The organism is Paraburkholderia haematera (assembly GCF_905220975.1).
Lineage (GTDB): Bacteria > Pseudomonadota > Gammaproteobacteria > Burkholderiales > Burkholderiaceae > Paraburkholderia > Paraburkholderia haematera.
Genome location: NZ_CAJNBK010000023.1, coordinates 64167 through 82681 on the forward strand (window position 1 = coordinate 64167; position 18515 = coordinate 82681).

General features: G+C 61.4%; 16 protein-coding genes. 5 read left to right on the plus strand and 11 right to left on the minus strand.

Features of this window, described 5'->3' with window-relative positions:
- Window positions 1–86: 86 nt before the first annotated feature.
- The 3 genes from KHO23_RS28080 to flhC all read left to right on the plus strand — a co-directional run bounded on the left by KHO23_RS28080 (window position 87) and on the right by flhC (window position 2309).
- The gene (locus tag KHO23_RS28080; protein WP_407946082.1) at window positions 87–614 is read left to right on the plus strand and encodes a GNAT family N-acetyltransferase; all 528 of its coding nucleotides are present in this window, start codon (window positions 87–89) and stop codon (window positions 612–614) included.
- A gap of 790 nt (window positions 615–1404) precedes the next feature.
- Window positions 1405–1725: a flagellar transcriptional regulator FlhD gene (gene flhD, locus KHO23_RS28085; RefSeq protein WP_007177882.1), complete on the plus strand. Its 321-nt coding sequence runs from the start codon at window positions 1405–1407 to the stop codon at window positions 1723–1725.
- Window positions 1726–1739: 14 nt separating this feature from the next.
- Window positions 1740–2309, plus strand: coding sequence for a flagellar transcriptional regulator FlhC (flhC, locus tag KHO23_RS28090; protein WP_211615254.1), 570 nt, complete (start codon window positions 1740–1742; stop codon window positions 2307–2309).
- Window positions 2310–2470: 161 nt separating this feature from the next.
- Here the strand turns inward: flhC and KHO23_RS28095 are convergent, their stop codons facing one another.
- Genes KHO23_RS28095 through KHO23_RS28125 form a run of 7 tightly spaced genes read right to left on the minus strand, consistent with a single transcriptional unit; the run spans window position 2471 to window position 9383 of the window.
- Entirely contained in the window at window positions 2471–3799 is a 1329-nt protein-coding gene (locus KHO23_RS28095; RefSeq protein WP_211615256.1) for an Nramp family divalent metal transporter, read from the minus strand.
- Between the two features lie 60 nt (window positions 3800–3859).
- Window positions 3860–5053 (minus strand): acyl-CoA dehydrogenase family protein, encoded by a 1194-nt coding sequence (locus KHO23_RS28100; protein WP_211615258.1) that lies wholly within the window; start codon window positions 5051–5053, stop codon window positions 3860–3862.
- On the minus strand, window positions 5040–5219 hold the full coding sequence (locus tag KHO23_RS28105) for a hypothetical protein (protein WP_211615260.1): 180 nt from the start codon (window positions 5217–5219) through the stop codon (window positions 5040–5042). The genes KHO23_RS28100 and KHO23_RS28105 overlap by 14 nt, the downstream gene beginning before the upstream one ends.
- A 21-nt stretch (window positions 5220–5240) precedes the next feature.
- Window positions 5241–5897 (minus strand): methionine ABC transporter permease, encoded by a 657-nt coding sequence (locus KHO23_RS28110; RefSeq protein ID WP_211615262.1) that lies wholly within the window; start codon window positions 5895–5897, stop codon window positions 5241–5243.
- Window positions 5890–7047, minus strand: coding sequence for a methionine ABC transporter ATP-binding protein (locus KHO23_RS28115; RefSeq protein ID WP_211615264.1), 1158 nt, complete (start codon window positions 7045–7047; stop codon window positions 5890–5892). The genes KHO23_RS28110 and KHO23_RS28115 overlap by 8 nt, the downstream gene beginning before the upstream one ends.
- A gap of 13 nt (window positions 7048–7060) precedes the next feature.
- The gene (locus tag KHO23_RS28120; protein WP_211615266.1) at window positions 7061–8491 is read right to left on the minus strand and encodes an LLM class flavin-dependent oxidoreductase; all 1431 of its coding nucleotides are present in this window, start codon (window positions 8489–8491) and stop codon (window positions 7061–7063) included.
- A gap of 52 nt (window positions 8492–8543) precedes the next feature.
- Window positions 8544–9383, minus strand: coding sequence for a MetQ/NlpA family ABC transporter substrate-binding protein (locus KHO23_RS28125; RefSeq protein ID WP_211615315.1), 840 nt, complete (start codon window positions 9381–9383; stop codon window positions 8544–8546).
- A gap of 382 nt (window positions 9384–9765) precedes the next feature.
- On the opposite strand from KHO23_RS28125, the gene KHO23_RS28130 reads away from it, so the two are divergent.
- On the plus strand, window positions 9766–10065 hold the full coding sequence (locus KHO23_RS28130; protein ID WP_211615269.1) for a helix-turn-helix domain-containing protein: 300 nt from the start codon (window positions 9766–9768) through the stop codon (window positions 10063–10065).
- Window positions 10058–11359, plus strand: coding sequence for a type II toxin-antitoxin system HipA family toxin (locus tag KHO23_RS28135; RefSeq protein ID WP_211615271.1), 1302 nt, complete (start codon window positions 10058–10060; stop codon window positions 11357–11359). Before KHO23_RS28130 ends, KHO23_RS28135 begins: the two co-directional genes overlap by 8 nt.
- A 99-nt stretch (window positions 11360–11458) precedes the next feature.
- Here KHO23_RS28135 and KHO23_RS28140 read toward each other — a convergent pair whose 3' ends face one another.
- The 4 genes from KHO23_RS28140 to KHO23_RS28155 form a co-directional block, all read right to left on the minus strand.
- Window positions 11459–13069 carry an efflux transporter outer membrane subunit gene (locus KHO23_RS28140; protein ID WP_211615272.1) on the minus strand — a complete coding sequence of 537 codons (1611 nt, stop codon included), beginning with the start codon at window positions 13067–13069 and terminating at the stop codon, window positions 11459–11461.
- A 14-nt stretch (window positions 13070–13083) separates the two neighbouring features.
- Complete coding sequence (locus KHO23_RS28145; RefSeq protein ID WP_211615274.1) at window positions 13084–16269, minus strand: efflux RND transporter permease subunit; 3186 nt, start codon at window positions 16267–16269, stop codon at window positions 13084–13086.
- A 74-nt stretch (window positions 16270–16343) separates the two neighbouring features.
- Complete coding sequence (locus tag KHO23_RS28150) at window positions 16344–17555, minus strand: efflux RND transporter periplasmic adaptor subunit (RefSeq protein WP_211615276.1); 1212 nt, start codon at window positions 17553–17555, stop codon at window positions 16344–16346.
- Window positions 17556–17600: 45 nt separating this feature from the next.
- A complete protein-coding gene (locus tag KHO23_RS28155) occupies window positions 17601–18455 on the minus strand; it encodes an alpha/beta hydrolase (protein ID WP_211615278.1) in 855 nt (284 codons plus the stop codon).
- Between the last annotated feature and the right edge of the window lie 60 nt (window positions 18456–18515).

Genomic DNA, 18515 nt, shown 5'->3' on the forward strand with positions numbered 1-18515 from the left:
GCAGAACCGCGGAAACCTGAGCATCGCAGAACACTGCGTTGTTACCGCCTGCAACGCCATTCGAACCACATGGAGAGACGCAATTGATCACCCACGCTCCGCTGATCCGCCAACTCGGGTCGGCCGACCGCGACGCCTACTTCCAGCTTCGCCTGCGCGGACTGAAGGCACATCCGGAGTCGTTCGGTCAAAGTTACGAGGAAGCGCTCGCCAGAGGCGCCGCGAGGCACGACGCGATGTTGCAGGGCGAGCGCGCGGCAGAAGGAGACTTTTTGCTCGGTGCTTACGCATTGGCCGATGCGCCGCTGATCGGCGTGGTCGGATTGCTGCGCAACCAGAACGACAAGCAACGGCACAAAGCCTCGATCGTCGGCATGTATGTCGCGCCGGAAGCTTCGGGCCGCGGAGTCGGGCGCGCGTTGCTTAATGAGTTGCTGGCGCGAGCGGCACAAATAGAGGGCCTGAGGCAAATCCAGTTGATGGTGAGTCGCCGCAACGAGGCGGCGCGCAAACTCTACGAGTCATTTGGTTTTCGCCAATATGGCTGCGAGATCGAGGCGTTGAACGTCAACGGCGTGTTTCACGATGCGGATCTGATGGCCCGTTTCATGTAACAGCTATCGGGTACCGATCCCGCCGCAGGTCGTTCGCCCGGCGGCACCGCGACAAGTGGCAGTGGCAGTGACCAGCGGGCCTGATGTTCGGCTACAAAGCCCGTCTGGCCTGGGGTTGTAACGTCCGTGCCTAATTCTGCGGCACCGTGTCAGGCAGCTTGCGCCGCTGGCTGCGGCTGGTCGCCGGCTTTGCCGGCAACGTACACGGTACCCGCTTGCACCCGGCGTTCGCCCCGAAAGTCGACCGGGGTCGCGCAAACGCTTGCTAGAAGTTACAAATACCGCCTAGTTTGTAACTGGGGCCACACCAACCTGTTACACCTTCGATCCGCCCCTACCGCAACACCAACAAGCGGTATTTATTACTTTTAATTAGCCTCGCTTTCTATTTCCTTTCTGATTCAGGCCTGCTTTTTCGGGTCTCGACCGGCCGCGCGCCATTGCTCAGACAATTGACCATAGAGCCCATCACACAAGGGTTTCCATGGATCAGACAAAATTCCTGGGCGGCAAATAATCTGCTATGCATGCTCTATTACAAGGCCGTGAAATAGTTACCGAAATTTGATGCATTTTTTTGAGATATTTTTTTGTGAGGGGATTGATTTCTTGTTTTGCCCTTCATACAATTCGTCCCAAGCTGTTACGAAATGTAACGCGATGTATCAAAAGGTCGCCATCTGTATCAGGTGGTGACATGTAGCCGGAGGTTACCGTTTCCGGTGAGGCACAAAAGACATAACGGCAAAAAATGCCGACATAGTAATTCGGGGCTTCGGAAACACAGAAAATGGACCGTAGCAGCGAGACGCTGGATTCAATCCGCGAGATCAACTTGTCTTACATCATGCTCGCGCAACGTATGTTGCGTGAGGACAAACCGGTCGGCATGTTCCGGCTGGGACTGTCGTCGGAACTGGCTGATTTGCTTGCCGGGCTGTCGCTCGCGCAGATTGTCAAGCTGGCCGCTTCCGATCAGCTTTTGTGCTTCTTCCGCTTCAACGACCACTCGATGTTGTCGGCGTTGACGCAAACGACGAAGCACACGGCAGTTGCACCGACTCACGCGGCGATCCTGCTTGCAGGCCAGCCTGCCGAGCAGTTTGCTTAATCGAGGTGACCGCGATGCTCAAGCGTAGCCTGACGGAAGACGCCCAGGAAGTATTCCGGGCCATCGCGCTGATTGAACTCGGCGCGCGCATGCAGGTTCTCGAAAGCGAGTTGACGCTTTCGCGCGACCGCATGATCCGCCTGTACCGCGAGGTTAAAGGCGTATCGCCGCCCAAGGGCATGCTGCCGTTCTCGGCGGACTGGTACATGACGTGGCTGGCGAACATCCACGCGTCGTTGTTTTACAACACGTACCTGTTCCTGAAGAACGAAGCGCACTGCTCGCACCTGGATGCGCTGACCAAAGGGTATCGGCTGTATCTGGAACATTGCCAGCACAGCGACGCCGAACCGGTGCTGGATCTGACGCGTGCATGGACGCTGGTGCGTTTCTTCGACGCCGACATCCTGCAGCTGACCAAGTGCTGCCGTTGCACCGGCAAGTTCGTCGCGCACAAGCACGACCTGCAGCACAACGTGGTGTGTGGCGCGTGCCAGCCGCCGTCGCGCGCCGGCAAGACCAAGAAGGCCGCCGCCGCTCGCCAGGAAGCGCTCGAAGCAGCGCAGATCGCGCAAGCCGCCTGAGTCGATTGGAATCGATGAGGGCCGGTCCAGCCTGATTCGAACCGAAGCACCGAGGGAAAAAGTCCGCCGTCACGCGGACTTTTTTTATGTGGCTTGCGCCCGGGGACCGGACACCAGACACCTGACGCCCGGCATCCGCTCCGCTGCCTCCTACGCCCCCATCAGCCCACCAACCCGACCGTCTGCACCACCAGCCACAGATTCGCCGCACTGATCACCACGAACAGCGACCAGGCGAGGAGCCGCGTCGGCAGCCTGTTGGCGAATTCGCCCATCAACGAACGATCATTGGTCATGCGGATCAGCGGATAAAGCGCGAACGGCAGTTGCAGGCTCAACACAACCTGGCTTGCAACCAGCAGCGTGCCGACTGCGCCGTTACCCATCATCTGCACGCCGATCAGCGCCGGAATCAAGGCGAGTGCCCGCGTGATGAAGCGCCGCTGCCAGCACGGAATTTTCAGCTTGAGAAAGCCTTCCATGATGACCTGCCCCGCCACCGTGCCGGTGAAGGTCGAGCTTTGCCCCGAAGCCAGCAGCGTAATCGCGAACAGCACCGCCGCGAAACCCGTGCCGACGATCGGCGCCAGCAGCTTGTACGCGTCTTCGATTTCGGTGACCTGATTGTGGCCGGTCGCATTGAACGCGGCGGCCGCGAGAATCAGGATCGCCATATTGATCAGCAGCGCGATCACCAGCGAGACGATCGTATCGATGCGCGACATGCCGATCGCCGACCTGATACTGGCCGGATCGCGCTTGACCGCGCGGGTCTGCACGATCGATGAATGCAGGTAGAGGTTGTGCGGCATCACGGTCGCACCGAGAATGCCGATCGCCAGATACATCGGCTCGCGGCTGCTGAGCGCCTGCCACGAAGGAATCAGTCCTTGCGCAACCGACGGCCAATGCGGCTTCACCAGCGCCAGCTCGATGATGTAGCCAACGCCGATCGTCGCGACCAACCCGAGCATGATCGCTTCGAGATCGCGGAAATTCTTGCCCTTCAGGCCGAGTACGATCAGCGTGTCGAACGCGGTCAGCAACACGCCCGTGGTCAGCGAGCATTTGAAGAGCAGATGGAAGGCCAACGCACCGCCGAGCACTTCGGCCAGATCGCAGGCCACGATGGAAAGCTCGGCAAGCAGCCACTGAAAACGCGCGACACCTGGCGAATAACGCAGTCGCGACAATTCCGCGAGGTCACGCCCGGTGGCGATGCCGAGACGCATGCTCAGGCATTGCAGCGCCATCGCCGCAAGACTCGACAGCATGACGACGAACAGCAGGCTATAGCCGTAACGCGACCCCGCTTCGATATCGGTGGCCCAATTGCCGGGGTCCATGTAGCCGATCGAAATCAGCAGACCGGGCCCCGCGAATTGCAGGATTTTTTTCCAGAACGGCGCGCCTAGCGTGACGGCGACCGTGCCTTGCACTTCGGACGGGCAAAACGGCGCCGTGGCGGTAGTCGGTAGTTTGAACTGCAAGCCGGTGGTCTCTTGAAGGGGATAAACCGCAACGCCTCATAGAGGCCGCCGCGAACCGCCTCAAGTGTACAAAGAAACCTCCGACAATGTCCCGCTGAGTGCATACCGGCCGACATCGCGCACGCGATAGTCGAGCGGATCATGCAACGTATGCACGCGAGCATTGCGCCAGAAGCGGTCGAGCGCGAGCGGCGCGTGCGTGGCGCGGGCGCCGCAGGCGTCGAACAGTTGCTCGCTGACGTCGAGCGCGGCGCGGTGCGCGACGATTTTCGCCTCCGAGGTGGCGAGCGCCACGTGCGCTCGGGTTTCGGCGTCCAAAGCCGGGCCTTGTTGCCACGCATCTTCGAGCGCGTAGGCGGCTCGCGCTGCCAGCGCCTCGGCGCTTACCGTCTGCAGGCGCATCTCGCCGAAACGCTGGATCAGGTAGGGATCGTCTGTGGCCTTATCGACACCGGACGAGATCCACGGCTTGCCGTATTGCGTGACGTAGGCGCGTGCTTCTTCGAGCGCACCCTGCGCGATCCCGACGAACAGATTGGTCAGCACCTGCTGCGAGATCAGCGTGCGCAAACTCGCGTATGGCGTGTCGGCCCGCTCCAGCACCTCATGCGGCTCGACCTTGACTTGCACAAAGGAGACGCTGCCGCTATCGGTTTGCCGCTGACCGATCGGATTCCAGTCGTCCTGAACGGTGATGCCCTCGCGCGCGGTCGGCACCACGGCGAACATCGCTTTGCCGGTAGCCGGATCGTGCGCGGAAACCGTCATCATGTGCGAGCCGCGCGTGCCGGAACAAAATCCTTTCTGTCCATCGAGACGATAGCCGCCGTCGCTGGTTGCACGTGCAACGAGTCGCGTGTCGAGCGGATTGACCGCATTGCCCCACCACCAGCGCCCTTCCACGGTGCCGCTCAGATAGTGGGCACGTTGTTCCGGATTGCCCCAAACATTGACGCTGACCACCTGCAGGCAGGTGAAGCCCAACAGATGCGCGAGCGCACTGTCGACTCGCGCGATCTGGCGAATCGTGTCGTAGATCTCAGGCCAGCGCGCGCCGATACCGCCGAATTCACGCGGCACAGCGAGCGTAAGCAGCCCCGCGTCGGCGATCCATTGTTTCTCCTGCGCGGCGTGACCGCCGTCGCGATCGCGCTGAGCCGCGCTGGACCGCAACGCGCCAAGCAAGCCGGTGAGATCGCGCACCACGGGTGCAGCGTCGGTTTGCAGCGCCTCGGGATGTCTAGGTTCGTTCATGCAATGTCCACGTGAAGAGTTTGGCGAGCGACACGCGGTTTATCAGCGCGGCCGGTTTGCATTCGATCAGGTGAGCGGGCGTCTCGCCGCGCCCGTTGTAAATAGCATGGCAGACGGTGACGTCAGCGCTGAAATCGTGGGCCGTATACGCGTATTCGTCATTCAAATAGCGGTCGAAACGCGCCGGTCATGCGCGCTGCGCAAGCCGTCGCACGAAGCGGTCGCCGACGAACTGCACCGCCGTCACAATCACAATTAGCAACGCAATCACCGTCACCATCACGGTGGTATCGAAACGCTGATAGCCGTAGCGGATCGCCAGATCGCCGAGACCACCGGCGCCCACGGCGCCCGCCATGGCCGAGGAACCGATCATCGCCACCACGGTGATCGTGAAGCCGCCGAGAATGCCCGGCAGCGCTTCAGGCAGCAGCACATGCCAGATGATATGCCGGCGCTGCGCGCCCATTGCCTGCGCGGCTTCGATCAAACCACGGTCCACTTCGCGCAAGCTCACTTCGGCCACGCGTGCAAAAAAGGGAATCGCCGCGATACTGAGCGGCACAATCGCGGCCCACACACCGATCGTCGTGCCGATCAGCAAACGCGTGAGCGGCAGCAGCGCGACCAGCAGAATGATGAAAGGTGTTGAACGGAACACATTGACGAGCGCGCCGAGCGTGTTGTTCACCGCACGTTTTTCAAAGATGCCGCCGCGCGTGGTGGTGACCAGCACCAGGGCGAGCGGAATGCCGACCAACGCTGCGATGAAAGCGGATACGCCGACCATGACGACGGTATCGCGAATGGCATCGGCGAGTTCCGAGAGCCAGAGATCAGACATAGCCTAGTACCTCGACATGATTGGCATGGTGACGCGCTCGCTCGAGCAGCGTCGCGATCTGCTTTTGCAGCGTGCCGTCCGCATTCGCGCGCACTTCTGCCGACACCACCAGACGCCCTTGCGCATGTCCCTGAATCCGGTCGATGCCGCCATGCACGAAACTCACGCGGCCACCTTCCATGCTCAATGCGGACGTCAATCCGCCCAGGTCGGGTTCGCGGGCATCACTGCCGGTGAAGCGCACGTCGAGCAGAATCCGCGCATCCGCTTGCGCGATCTCGTGCAACGGTTTGACGCGCGCAGCCAGATCGGTGGGCAGGTCATGAACCAGGGTACGCAGCAATGCGCGGGTCGCGTCATGCCGTGGGTCGCCGAAAACGCGCCAGACCGGACCGGTCTCCACCACTTCACCGCGCTCGATCACGGCCACGGTATCGCAGACCTCCCGGATGACCTGCATCTCGTGCGTGATCAGCACGACGGTCAGATTGAGCCGCTGATTGATATCGCGCAGCAACGCGAGAATGGCTTGTGTCGTTTCGGGGTCGAGCGCGGAGGTCGCCTCGTCGCACAGCAGAATGTCCGGGTCGGTCACGAGTGCACGCGCGATCCCGACGCGCTGCTTCTGTCCGCCGGACAGACTCGCCGGATAGGCATCGCGCTTGGTCGACAGCCCGACCAGTTCGAGCAAGGCGTCGACCTTTTTGTCGATCGCCGCTTTAGGCGCGCCCGCGATCTTTAGCGGCAACGCAATGTTCTCGTGCACCGTTTTCGCTGAGAGCAAATTGAAATGCTGGAACACCATGCCGATACGCCGCCGCAGCGTGACCAGCCCGCGTTCGTCGAGTTCGCCGACGCTCACGCCGTTCACGCGCACAGCGCCGGAACTCGGTTTTTCGAGACCGTTGACGAGCCGAAGCAGCGTCGATTTTCCTGCGCCGCTGCGGCCGATGATGCCGAACACTTCGCCGCGCGCCACCTTCAGCGTGACGTTCGCCAACGCCGCGGTCGACACACCGCGCGTGTTGGCGAACACCTTGCCCACGTCGTCGAATACGACAACGTCTTGCGCGGTATCGGCCGCGGCACGATTCAAGGCGAGGGACGGCGCGTCTTCAATGAACTGCGGCACGTCGAATAGGTTAGCCATGGCTTCGTTCCTCTCATGCTGCCACTGTGGATCGCGCGCCGGATTTCGCCCCGGTTTGCGCCCCGGTTTGCGTATTACGCCGATGTTGCGCGCCGGCGTGTGCCTCAGGCAGTCGCGCGCGACCGGCACCGAATAGTTTTTCGCGCAATGTCGGCGCCGGGTCGTAGTCCTCTTTGTAAACGCCGCGATTCTGCAATTCCGGCACCACCAGATCGACGAAGTCTTCGAACGATTCGGGCATGACCGTACGCGTCAGATTGAATCCGTCGACGCCCGCCTCTTCAATCCACGACACCAGCTCATCCGCGATCTGCTGCGGCGAGCCGACTACCGGCTTCGCACGGCCACCGAGCGTCATCTGTTCGAGCACCTTGCGCTTGGTCCACACACCGCTCACGCTCTTCTTCGAAATCGCTTCGACTGCCGATTGCATCGATTCGGTCTTCACATACGAGATCGGTTCGTCCAGTTCGTACTGCGAGAAGTCGATGCCGGTCGAACTGGAGAAATGCGCAATACCGCCCTCCGCGCTCGCATAACGCCGGTACTCTTCGAATTTCTCTTGTGCAGCGCGTTCTGTTTCGCCGACTACAACGGTAATGCCGGCAAAGATCTTGATATCGTCAGGCGCGCGGCCGAAGCTGACCGCTCGTGCACGAATGTCGTCGACAATGGAGCGCGTCAGTTGTTTGTTCTGGCCACCGACAAACACACATTCCGCGTGACGCGCCGCGAAATCGACACCCCGGCTCGACGAGCCCGCCTGATACAAAACCGGCGTGCGTTGCGGCGACGGCTCGCTCAAATGAATGGCGTCGATCGAATAGTACGGACCGTCGTGTTTCACGCGATGCACCTTGTCAGGATGCGAGAAGATACGTGCCTCGCGATCGCGCACCACCGCGTCGTCCTCCCAGCTTTGCTCCCACAGCTTATAGACGACGTCCATGTAATCGTCCGCGCGATCGTAACGATCGTCGTGGCTGATCTGTTGCGCGAGGCCCATGCCGCGCGCGGCACTGTCCAGATAGCCGGTGACAATGTTCCAGCCAACCCGGCCCCTGGTCAGGTGATCCAGCGTCGACATGCGGCGCGCGAACAGATACGGTGGCTCGTACGTCAGATTCGACGTGACGCCAAAGCCGATATGCTTCGTCACATGCGCCATCGCGGGCACGATCAGCGATGGATCGTTGATCGGAATCTGCACCGATTCGCGCAACGGGGTGTCCGGGCCGCCCTGATAGACGTCATATACGCCGACGATATCCGCGAGAAAGATGCCATCGAATTTGCCGCGCTCAAGCGTTTGCGCGAGGCTCGTCCAGTAGTCGAGGTCGGTGTAATGCGCCGAACGGTCGCGCGGATGCGTCCACAAACCATGATTGATATGGCCCACCGCATTCATGTTGAACGCGTTCAGCAGGATCTTTTTCTTCGCCATCGTGCGGCTCCTTGCTTTATACGACGCTAGTTGCGTGGCTGGGTTGTCTGACTCACCACGCGACGGCATAGAGATTGCCGAACGCTTTATCAAGCGCGGCGCGCACAGCGGGCGAATGCTGATAGATCGAGATGAACTTGCGGATACGCGGATCGTTGACGCTTTCCGGGCGCACGACCCACTGGATCGCGTAGTTCTTGTTTTCCAGGCCATCGAACAGCAATGCGCTATTCGGATCGGTCGTGCCCGCCAGCTTGATGAAGCTCGGGTAGCCTTGGGCGAGATCGACATCGTCGAGCGAGCGGGCCAACTGCGATGCTTCGAGCTGGACGATTTTCAGATGCTTCGGGTTGTCGATGATGTCAAGCGTGGTGGCACGATAGTCGATGCCCGGGGTCAGCTTGATGAGACCGGCGCGTTGCAACAACAGCAAACCACGGCCACCGTTGACCGGATCGTTAGCGATGGCGACGGTGGCGCCGTCCTTCAATTCGTCGAAGCGTTTAACTTTCTTCGAGTACAGGCCGATCTTCATGATCGTGCCCGGCGCGATCGCGACGAAGGTATAGCCGCCCTGCTTCTTTGCGTTCTCGAGAAACGGGATGTGCTGGAAATAGTTGACGTCGATATCCTTGTTGGCGAGCGCGGCGTTCGGCGTATTCCAGTCGGTAAACTCGATGATCTTCACGTCCAGCCCTTGCTCCTTCGCCTCGCGCGCGGCGACTTTGAGTGCCTCGATTTGCGGACTGGTGGCGATGCCGATTTTCAAGGTGGGCGTGTCCGCCGCGAAGGCAGGCGCAGCAGACAACGCCAGCGCAACGCCGAATGCACCGATCAGCGCTAGCGCCGGCACATGGAAAAATCGCTTCACTGCAGACAGAGAAATGCGCATGGTGAGCTCTTCAGGGTTGTGTGTGGTGCGTTTCGAGGCGAGCCGATCCCACGGCATGCGGGCACGCATGCCGGAATCGGTAGGACAACGGGAATCTGCAACGCGCGGGTTAATCAGCGCACAGCAGCAATAGAACGCGCGAGCGGATCAACGCGGACAGCGGCAGATCGGACAGGTCATCGCCTCTCTCCAGATGAGGTGCGAATCATGATAGACGGCGGGAAACCGGCGGTCTACGAATGGATTTTGGGAAGATAAGCGGGAAAAATGATTTGGGGAGGCGGGATCGACAGCAGGACTTGAAAACCACAAAAATATGTATAAAATCAAAATTTAGCCGCTTAAATTTGATTTAATTGTGAAAAAAACTCAGCTGCTCGACATGCTGCCGTTCGAAGCCGAAGAGGTCATCGCCGCCTTGGGACGCAAGATCGGGCTCGCGCGCCGAGCCCGATCGTGGACTCAGGCGGATCTCGCCGCGAAGATGGGCGTCAGCGTGAACACCGTGGTCAACCTTGAGAAGGGCCGACCGTCTGTTGCATTCGGGCAAGTCGTCATGGCCCTCTGGTTGCTGGACTCTCTGGACATGCTTCGGCAGGCCGCACGACCGGAAGATGACCCCGTGATCCAGAATGAAGCGCTAAGGCGCTTGCCAAAGCGCGTGCGGGGATCGCATGGCTGAAAAAACACGACCGGTGTGGATATGGCTTCCCGGCGAAGTTGAGCCAGTCGCCTGCGGCACTTTCGAATGGTCGCCGCAGATTGGGCAATTCGCCTATCTTCCGGAATATAGGACACGTGCTGGCGCCCTGCCTATCGACCCGAGCAACCTGCCGTTCTCGCGCTCGACGAAACCTGCAACGACAACACTGATGAATGGTATTTTCGGCGTATTGCGCGATGCAGCGCCTGAGGGATTCGGCCTGGATTTACTCCTCGCGAAACACGCGAGGCAGGATCTCGACGAGATCGACCGGATGGACCTCGCCGTCGGAGACGGTGTCGGAGCAATCGAAGTCTGCTTGCCCGAAATGATCGATCGAAAGATCGCATTTCGGCCGCCATCCGAAGATGACTTGAAACTGCAACTCGCCGATGCCGAGCCCGGATTCTCGGTCCGTCGCGTCGTTGAGCAACTATCCGGAATAGACGACGGCACCAGTCTTGGTGGCGAAAAACCCAAGCTGACCATCACACGGCAAAGCGACAGTTCGACACAATGGTGGATTGCCAAGCTACAGGAGCGCGGCGCGGCACCGTTTCTTCCGGCGCGCGAATTCGTTGCGATGACGCTGGCCGCGCAATGTGGAATTGACGCGGCCCAGGTGCACTACAGCAGGATGGGCCAGCACGAGGTCGTACTGGTTAAAAGATTCGACCGTGACGTGGTCGCTAACGGAGTCCAACGCTCGCTGTTCGCGAGCGCGGCAACCGTGCTGCGACTGCGCAGCGATTCGACGCGGGAGGACCCGGACCGCTCGTATGTCAAGTTCGCGCATGAGTTGCGGCGTTGGTGCGCAGATCGGAACCAAGGCTACGCCGATCAGCAACGCGAACTGTGGCGGCGTATGGTGTTCAATGCGCTGGTCGGCAACTATGACGATCATCCACGCAATCACGGCCTGCTTTACCGCTCTGGTTCCTGGGGGATGTCGCCGGCCTATGACATCGTGGCGATACCGCGACGGCGAGAAGATCAGGCGATGGCATTGAACCGCCGGGGAAGTCGCATTGCAACGCCTGATAGCCTGGTCGTCGACGCACCCGCGTTTTCGTACGAGATGGAGGAAGCGTGGGACACGTTGCGCGCAATGGCCGACACCGTGCATACGTCGTGGCGCGCACTATTCGCGGAGTTATGCGGTCTCAGCGAACAAGAGGTCGAAATTCAACGCCCTGCATTTAAGCTGGCGGAAGACATCTCAACCGGACAGCAGACGCTGGATTTGGTGACGTTGGGCCGGCGCCGTCGATAAAGGCGGTTCTCCCATGCCGGCGACAGACGACAAAAACGCCGGGCCGCGCTTTTGCGCAACCCGGCGTTCTTCACCAGCCAACTCACCAAAAAGCAAACCCTAACGCTTCGCCACCTGATCCACCGACGCAGCAACAGACGTAGACGCAGCAGCCGGACCCGAAGCCGGCGCAACCGCCCCCACCGCCTCATCGCCCGCAGGCTTCACCTCACCCCAGCCGCCGCCCAGCGCGCGAATCAGATCCACCGTCGCGACCGCCTGCGTGCCCGAAAGATGGCTCGCCTGCAGTTGCGAAATCAGCACCTGCCGCTCGCCGTCGATCACATCCAGATAACTGACCGCACCTTCCGTGTACTGCGTGCGCGACAGATGCGCCGCCCGTTGCGAGGCCACGACCGCGTCGTTCTGCTCGCGCAACTGATCGTCGAGCAACCGCAGATCAGACAGATTATCTTCAACCTCACGGAACGCCATCAGCACCTGTTGACGATATTGCGCAACGTCCTCGTCGTACTTCGAGCGAGCTTGCGCAAGATTCGCCTTGCGGCGGCCACCGTCGAACAAAGGCACCGTCAGTGCAGTGCCGGCGATCGGCCCGAGAAGGAATGCGCGGCTCGACCACTTGAACAGATCGCCGAGCGTCGCCGATTCAAAGCCGGCCGCGCCCGTGATATCGAGCTTCGGGAAAAACGCCGACTTGGCCAGGCCGACCCGCGCATTCGCCGCCATCATCGCCCGCTCTGCCGCCGAAATATCCGGCCGACGTTCGAGCAACGCCGAAGGCAGACCCGGCGGCACGCGCGCCGTCACCGGCACAAGCGGCGCTTCCGCGAACGAGAAATCCGCCGGCGGCTTGCCGAGCAGAATCGCAAGGCTGTGCTCGGAGGCCGCGCGCTGGCGCGCCACGCCCACTGCATCGGCACGCGCACTCGCCAGTTCATTGCGAGAGCGCGAAACATCCAGCTCGCCGATATCGCCTTCCCTGAACCGGCGCTCGACCAGCTTCAGCGTGTCCTCGCGCAATGCCACGGTACGGCGGTACAGATCCTGATCCGTGTCAAGTTCGCGCAACTGGAAATAGTTCTGCGCGACGTCAGCCTGGAGCGACAATTGCACCGACCGGAATAGCGCTTCACTTTGCTGCTCGTCCGCACGCGACGCATTCACGTTCGAACCAACGCGCCCGAACAGATCGGTTTCATACGACGCGCCCACCTGCGCGCGCCAGATCGTGCCCGTCGTACCGCCCACGCTATCCGGCTGCAATTGCGAGGCCGCCGACGCACGTTCACGCGTCGGCCCGAAGCCCGCGTCGAACTTCGGGAACCAGTCCGACTTCGCTGCCTGCGTCACCGCACGCGCCTGTTGCACACGCGCCGCGGCCGCCTTCAGATCCTGATTCGCGGCAGCAGCCTGTTCTTCCAGCGCATTGAGCTGCGGGTCGCCGAAAATCGTCCACCATTCGCCGCGATGCGCGTCGTCGGCGGGTTGAGCCGGCTTCCAGGTGCCCGTGTCCTGCGGCGACGCGGCGGACGTAGCCGATGCTGCGGGAACACCCGATGCAGCAGCAGGCGCTTCCTTGAACGCAGCCGGCGTATCCACCTCCGGCCGCTTATACGTGGGCTCCACGGAGCAGGCCGCGAGCAACGCCACCAGCAAACCGCTGGCAGCCGCCCGGCCCCACCCGCCTAAAGATTCAAAGCGATTCATTTTTTGTTTTCTCCTCAGGCGTCCGTCACTGCCGCACCAAGGTGCGGTGCGTCTTTCTGCGCGACGTGAATCGTCCCGCCCGCCAACGTACGCAGCACCACATAGAACACAGGGGTCAGCATCAGGCCGAACAGCGTCACGCCGAGCATGCCGAAGAACACCGCGATACCCATCGCGTGACGCATCTCCGAACCCGCCCCACTTGAGAGCACCAGCGGCACCACACCCATGATGAACGCGATCGACGTCATCAGAATCGGACGCAGACGCATGCGGCTCGCCTCGATCGCCGCCGCCAGCGGCGTACGCCCGTCATGCTCCAGCTCCCGGGCGAACTCGACAATCAGAATCGCGTTCTTCGCCGACAGCCCCACCAGCACCATCAAGCCGATCTGCGTGAAGATATTGTTGTCGCCGCCCGTGAGCCAGACACCGGTGAGCGCCGACAGCACGCTCATCGGCACGATCATGATCACCGCGAGCGGCAGCGTCAGGCTTTCATACAACGCGGCCAGCACGAGGAACACGAGCAGCACGCTGATCGGGAACACCCACAAGCCCGCATTCCCGGCGATGATCTGCTGATACGTCAAGTCGGTCCATTCCAGCTTCACACCGTGCGGCAAGGTTTCCGCCGCCACGCGTTCAGCCGCGGCTTGCGCCTGGCCCGACGAGAAGCCCGGCGCCGGTCCACCGTTGATGTCGGCGGCCGTATAGCCGTTGTAACGCACCACCATTTCCGGACCATACGTCGGCGTCACTGTCACCAGCGACGACAACGGCACCATGTCGCCGGCAGCATTGCGCGTCTTCAGTTGAAGGATGTCGTCGGCACGTTGACGGAACGGCGCATCGGCCTGCACCCGCACCTGATACACGCGGCCGAAGCGGTTGAAGTCGTTCACATACAACGAGCCCAGATAGATCTGCATCGTGTTGAACACGTCCGTGACCGGCACACCGAGTTGCTTGGCCTTCACGCGATCCAGATCGACGTTCAACTGCGGCACGTTGATCTGATAGCTGGAGAAGGTCGGACCGAGTTCAGGCGTTTGCGCCGCTTTCTTCACGAATGCTTCCGCTGCCTTGTTCAACTCCGCGTAACCCACCGCGCCGTGATCCTCCAACTGCATCTTGAAGCCGCCGAGTGTGCCGAGACCCAGCACCGGAGGCGGCGGGAACACCGCCACGAACGAATCCTTGATCGCGCCGTACTGCTGGTTCAACGCGCCGGCAATCGCACCCGCCGAGAGCTTCTTGCTGCCACGTTCCTTGAAAGGCTTCAACGTGACAAACACAATGCCCGCGCTCGAACTATTGGTGAAACCGTTCACCGACAAGCCCGGGAACGCCACCGCGCTTTCCACACCCGGCTGCTTGAGCGCGATTGCGCTCATATCGCGGATCACTTTTTCCGTGCGATCCAGCGACGCACCGTTCGGCAATTGCGCGAAGGCAATCAGGTACTCCTTGTCCTGCGCCGGCACGAAACCGCCCGGCACGACGCGCGAGATCAGCACCGCTGCGCCCAGCAGGATCGCGTAGACCACAAGCATCGCGCCCTTGCGGCGCAGCACGCCCGTCACGCCACGGCCATATTCCGCCGAGCCGCGATGGAACACCTTGTTGAAGCCCTTGAAAAAGCGGCCCAGCACGCGATTCATCACACGCGTCAGGAAGTCTTCCTTCGCGCCGTGGCTGCGCAACAGCATCGCGGACAAAGCCGGCGACAAGGTCAGCGAGTTGAATGCCGAGATCACGGTCGAGATCGCGATGGTCATCGCGAACTGCTTGTAGAACTGGCCCGTCAAGCCGGTCATGAAAGCAAGCGGCACGAACACGGCAACCAGCGTGAGCGCGATCGCGATAATCGGCCCGCTCACCTCCTGCATCGCCTTATAGGTCGCGTCGCGCGCACTGAGCCCGCTTTCGATATTTCGTTCGACGTTCTCCACCACCACAATCGCATCGTCCACCACGATCCCGATGGCAAGCACCATCCCGAACAATGACAGCGCATTGATCGAGAATCCGAAAGCAAGCAGCAACGAGAACGTCCCGACAATCGACACCGGCACCGCAATCAACGGAATAATCGACGCACGCCACGTCTGCAGGAACACGATCACCACGATCACCACCAGCGCGATCGCTTCGAGCAGCGTGTGGATCACCGCCTCGATACTCGAGCGCACGAACTGCGTCGGGTCATAGACGATCTTGTATTCGACGCCCGCCGGCATGTCTTCCGCCAGTTCCTTCATGGCGGAACGAACCTGGTCGGAAATCGCGAGCGAGTTCGCACCCGGCGCCTGGTTGATAGCGAGCGCCACAGCAGGCTTGTTGTCGAGCAGCGAACGCAGGCCGTATTCCGACGCCGCCAGTTCGACACGCGCGATGTCACGCAGGTACGTCACGCCGCCATCCGGCGCGGTTTTGACGATGATGTCGCCGAATTCGCCCTCAGTCTTCAAACGGCCACGCGCATTCACCGACAACTGCAACTGCGTGCCCGGCACCGAAGGCGATGCGCCGATCACACCGGCTGCCACCTGAATGTTCTGCTCACGGATTGCGTTGACCACTTCGGTCGCTGTCAAACCGCGCTGCGCGACTTTCTGCGGATCGAGCCAGACGCGCATCGCGTAGTCGCCCGAACCCCACAACTGCACCTCGCCTACGCCCTGAATCCGCGCAAGCCGGTCCTTGACGTTGAGCAGCGCGTAGTTGCGCAGATACGTCATGTCGTAGCGGTTATTCGGCGAGATCAGGTGGACCACCATGGTCAGCGTGGGCGAACTCTTGATCGTCGTGATGCCGAGACGCTGCACGTCTTCCGGCAGACGCGGCAGCGCCTGGTTGACGCGGTTCTGGACCAGTTGCGTCGCAAGGTCCGGATTGGTGCCGAGCTTGAAGGTCACCGTCAGCGTGAGATTGCCGTCGCTATTGGCTTGCGACTGCATATACAGCATGTTCTCGACGCCGTTGATCTGCTCTTCGAGCGGCGCTGCAACAGCCTCGGCGATCACTTTCGGATTGGCGCCCGGATATTGCGCGTGCACCACCACCGAAGGTGGCACGACTTCCGGGTACTCCGAAATCGGCAGCTTGAAGAGCGAAATGATGCCCCCCAGCAGGATCAATACCGATAGCACGCCGGCAAAGATCGGTCGATCGATGAAGAATTTGGATATGTTCATGGGAAGCTCTTAACGTTGGAGCATGCGCCCGCTACAGCCCGTCAACATGACTGGCCAAACGTGGCGCACGAGGCTCACGAATTCTTGTCCGCTGCTTTCGCCCGCGTCTGCGCAAGCGGCGCGCTGTTCGGATCCTGATCGGTGGTCATCGGCACCATGTGAGCGCGCACTGCATCGCCCGGACGCACGCGCTGGATACCGTTCACGACGATCCGGTCGCTGGCCTGCAAACCGCCCTTGACGACGCGCAGGTTGCCCTGCATGCCGCCAACCGCAATCTCGCGATACACGACGTGATTGCTCTGGTCGACCACCAGCACGAACTTCTTGTCCTGATCGGTGCCCACGGCTGCGTCGTCGATCAGCAATGCCGGATGCGGCTCACTGCCGCCGACCTTCACGCGCGCATAGAGACCCGGGATCAATGCACCGTCCTCGTTATCGAAGCGCGCGCGCACCCGGATCGTGCCGGACGACGTATCCAGCCGGTTGTCGACGGATTCGATCGTGCCGCTGCGCGAGTAGCCGCTTTCATCCGCCAGACCCAGATCCACCGGCACCTTGCGGCCATCCTTCGCACGGCTCAGGTATTGCAGGTAGGTTTGTTCGTCAACGTCGAACGATGCGTAGATCGGCGAAACCGACACCAGCGTGGTCAGCGGCGCCGAGCTTGCACCCGCGGACACCACATTGCCCACCGTGATTTCCGCACGTGAGACGCGGCCCGACACCGGCGCGACGATCTTCGTGTAGCCGAGATTGATGCGCGCGGTTTCGACGGCGGCTTGCGCGGCCTTCAGGTTGGCGCTCGCTTCACGCGCGGCGTTCTGCTTCTCGTCGTAATCGCGCTTGGCGATCGCGTTGTCGGCGATCAGACGCTGCGCACGTTCCCAATCGCTTTGCGTGTAGCCGGTACGCGCTTGCGCCGCCGCGACCTGTGCTTCGGTGCGATCCACTTCGGCCGCGTACGGACGCGGATCGATCACGAACAGCGTGTCGCCCTTTTTCACGAGCGCGCCGTCCTTGAAGTTGACGGACACGATCGTGCCCGGCACCTGCGAACGGACGTCCACTTTTTCGACCGCTTCGAGGCGGCCCGAATAGCTTTGCCAGTCGGTGATGGTCTTTTGCACCACGGTGGCCACATCGACTTCCGGCACGATGGTCGGCGCAGCGGGCGAGCTCGCGTCGACGCGAATCGCGCCGAACGTGCCCAGCCCGGCCACGACGATGACGGCTAGCGCGGCAATCGCCACACGGCGACGGGAAAGAGGAAGGATAGTCATGAGAAGCTCCCGGTATCGTTGATTAAGGTTCTGCTTATTTCTGTCTCAGCGATGGGCGCGCGCATCGAAGCGCCACTGAAAAAATCTCACCGCCTCCTGCAATGCGGGCGGATGGTCGGCCAACGCGGCGTGCGAGATGCTGGGATAGCGGACCACCTGGGTCAGCACCCCTGCGTCGATCAGACTGCTCGCGTATTTCTCCGCTTCCACATGCAGCACATCGTTTTGCGCCGTCGCGATCAGCGTGGCAGGCAGGCCGGCGAGGCGCGACGATTCGAGCGGCGCGGCATACGGATGCATGCGTTGCGACGCTTGCGGCAGATACGCGCGATAACACGCGGCGCATTCCTTCGCGGTGATATCCGAGCCAAGGCGCCTTTCGTCGCCGAGGCGCGTCAGGCTCGGATCGAGCATCGGTCCGAACAGCGCCTGAGCGGCGATCTGCACGTCGCCGCGATCACGCGCGATGAAAGCGAGGCAGTTGGCCAACTGCCCGCCCGCATCGTGGCCCGCCACGCCGACCTTCTTGCTATTCCCGCCAAACGCGCGTGCTCGTGTTTGCACCCACAGCGCCGCGCGATGTGCGTCTTCAGGCGCCGCCGGAAACGGAAACTGCGGCGCCAGCGAGTAACCGACCGAGACGACCAGAGCCGGTAAGTGTTCTGCGAAATAACGCGCGGCGTAGTCGGCCTGATCGATCGAGCCCTTGGTAAAACCGCCGCCATGGAAATAAAGCAGTACCGGCAGTGAGGTTTTTTGTGGCTGCCGGTACAAACGCAACGTAATTTCCTGTGCGTGCCCTTCTATCTGCACGTCTGTGACGTCGAGTGCCGTGCTGGTTGCCTGTGCCGGGCCGCTGCCGGCGGGCACAAAGGAGTACGGCGGTTTAAATGCATCCATGTCGAGCCGCGCAATGCGCATAGAACTTCAATGCTGCGAATTGTGGCTTCGGCAGACTCC

Bases quoted from the DNA above. Each gene is read 5' to 3' on its own strand.
- flhD (WP_007177882.1), top strand. From the start codon at position 1,405: ATGGACCGTAGCAGCGAGACGCTGGATTCAATCCGCGAGATCAACTTG.
- flhC (WP_211615254.1), top strand. From the start codon at position 1,740: ATGCTCAAGCGTAGCCTGACGGAAGACGCCCAGGAAGTATTCCGGGCC.
- KHO23_RS28100 (WP_211615258.1), bottom strand. From the start codon at position 5,053: ATGAACGAACCTAGACATCCCGAGGCGCTGCAAACCGACGCTGCACCC.
- KHO23_RS28110 (WP_211615262.1), bottom strand. From the start codon at position 5,897: ATGTCTGATCTCTGGCTCTCGGAACTCGCCGATGCCATTCGCGATACC.
- KHO23_RS28115 (WP_211615264.1), bottom strand. From the start codon at position 7,047: ATGGCTAACCTATTCGACGTGCCGCAGTTCATTGAAGACGCGCCGTCC.
- KHO23_RS28120 (WP_211615266.1), bottom strand. From the start codon at position 8,491: ATGGCGAAGAAAAAGATCCTGCTGAACGCGTTCAACATGAATGCGGTG.
- KHO23_RS28125 (WP_211615315.1), bottom strand. From the start codon at position 9,383: ATGCGCATTTCTCTGTCTGCAGTGAAGCGATTTTTCCATGTGCCGGCG.
- KHO23_RS28130 (WP_211615269.1), top strand. From the start codon at position 9,766: ATGCTGCCGTTCGAAGCCGAAGAGGTCATCGCCGCCTTGGGACGCAAG.
- KHO23_RS28135 (WP_211615271.1), top strand. From the start codon at position 10,058: ATGGCTGAAAAAACACGACCGGTGTGGATATGGCTTCCCGGCGAAGTT.
- KHO23_RS28140 (WP_211615272.1), bottom strand. From the start codon at position 13,069: ATGAATCGCTTTGAATCTTTAGGCGGGTGGGGCCGGGCGGCTGCCAGC.
- KHO23_RS28145 (WP_211615274.1), bottom strand. From the start codon at position 16,269: ATGAACATATCCAAATTCTTCATCGATCGACCGATCTTTGCCGGCGTG.
- KHO23_RS28150 (WP_211615276.1), bottom strand. From the start codon at position 17,555: ATGACTATCCTTCCTCTTTCCCGTCGCCGTGTGGCGATTGCCGCGCTA.
- KHO23_RS28155 (WP_211615278.1), bottom strand. From the start codon at position 18,455: ATGGATGCATTTAAACCGCCGTACTCCTTTGTGCCCGCCGGCAGCGGC.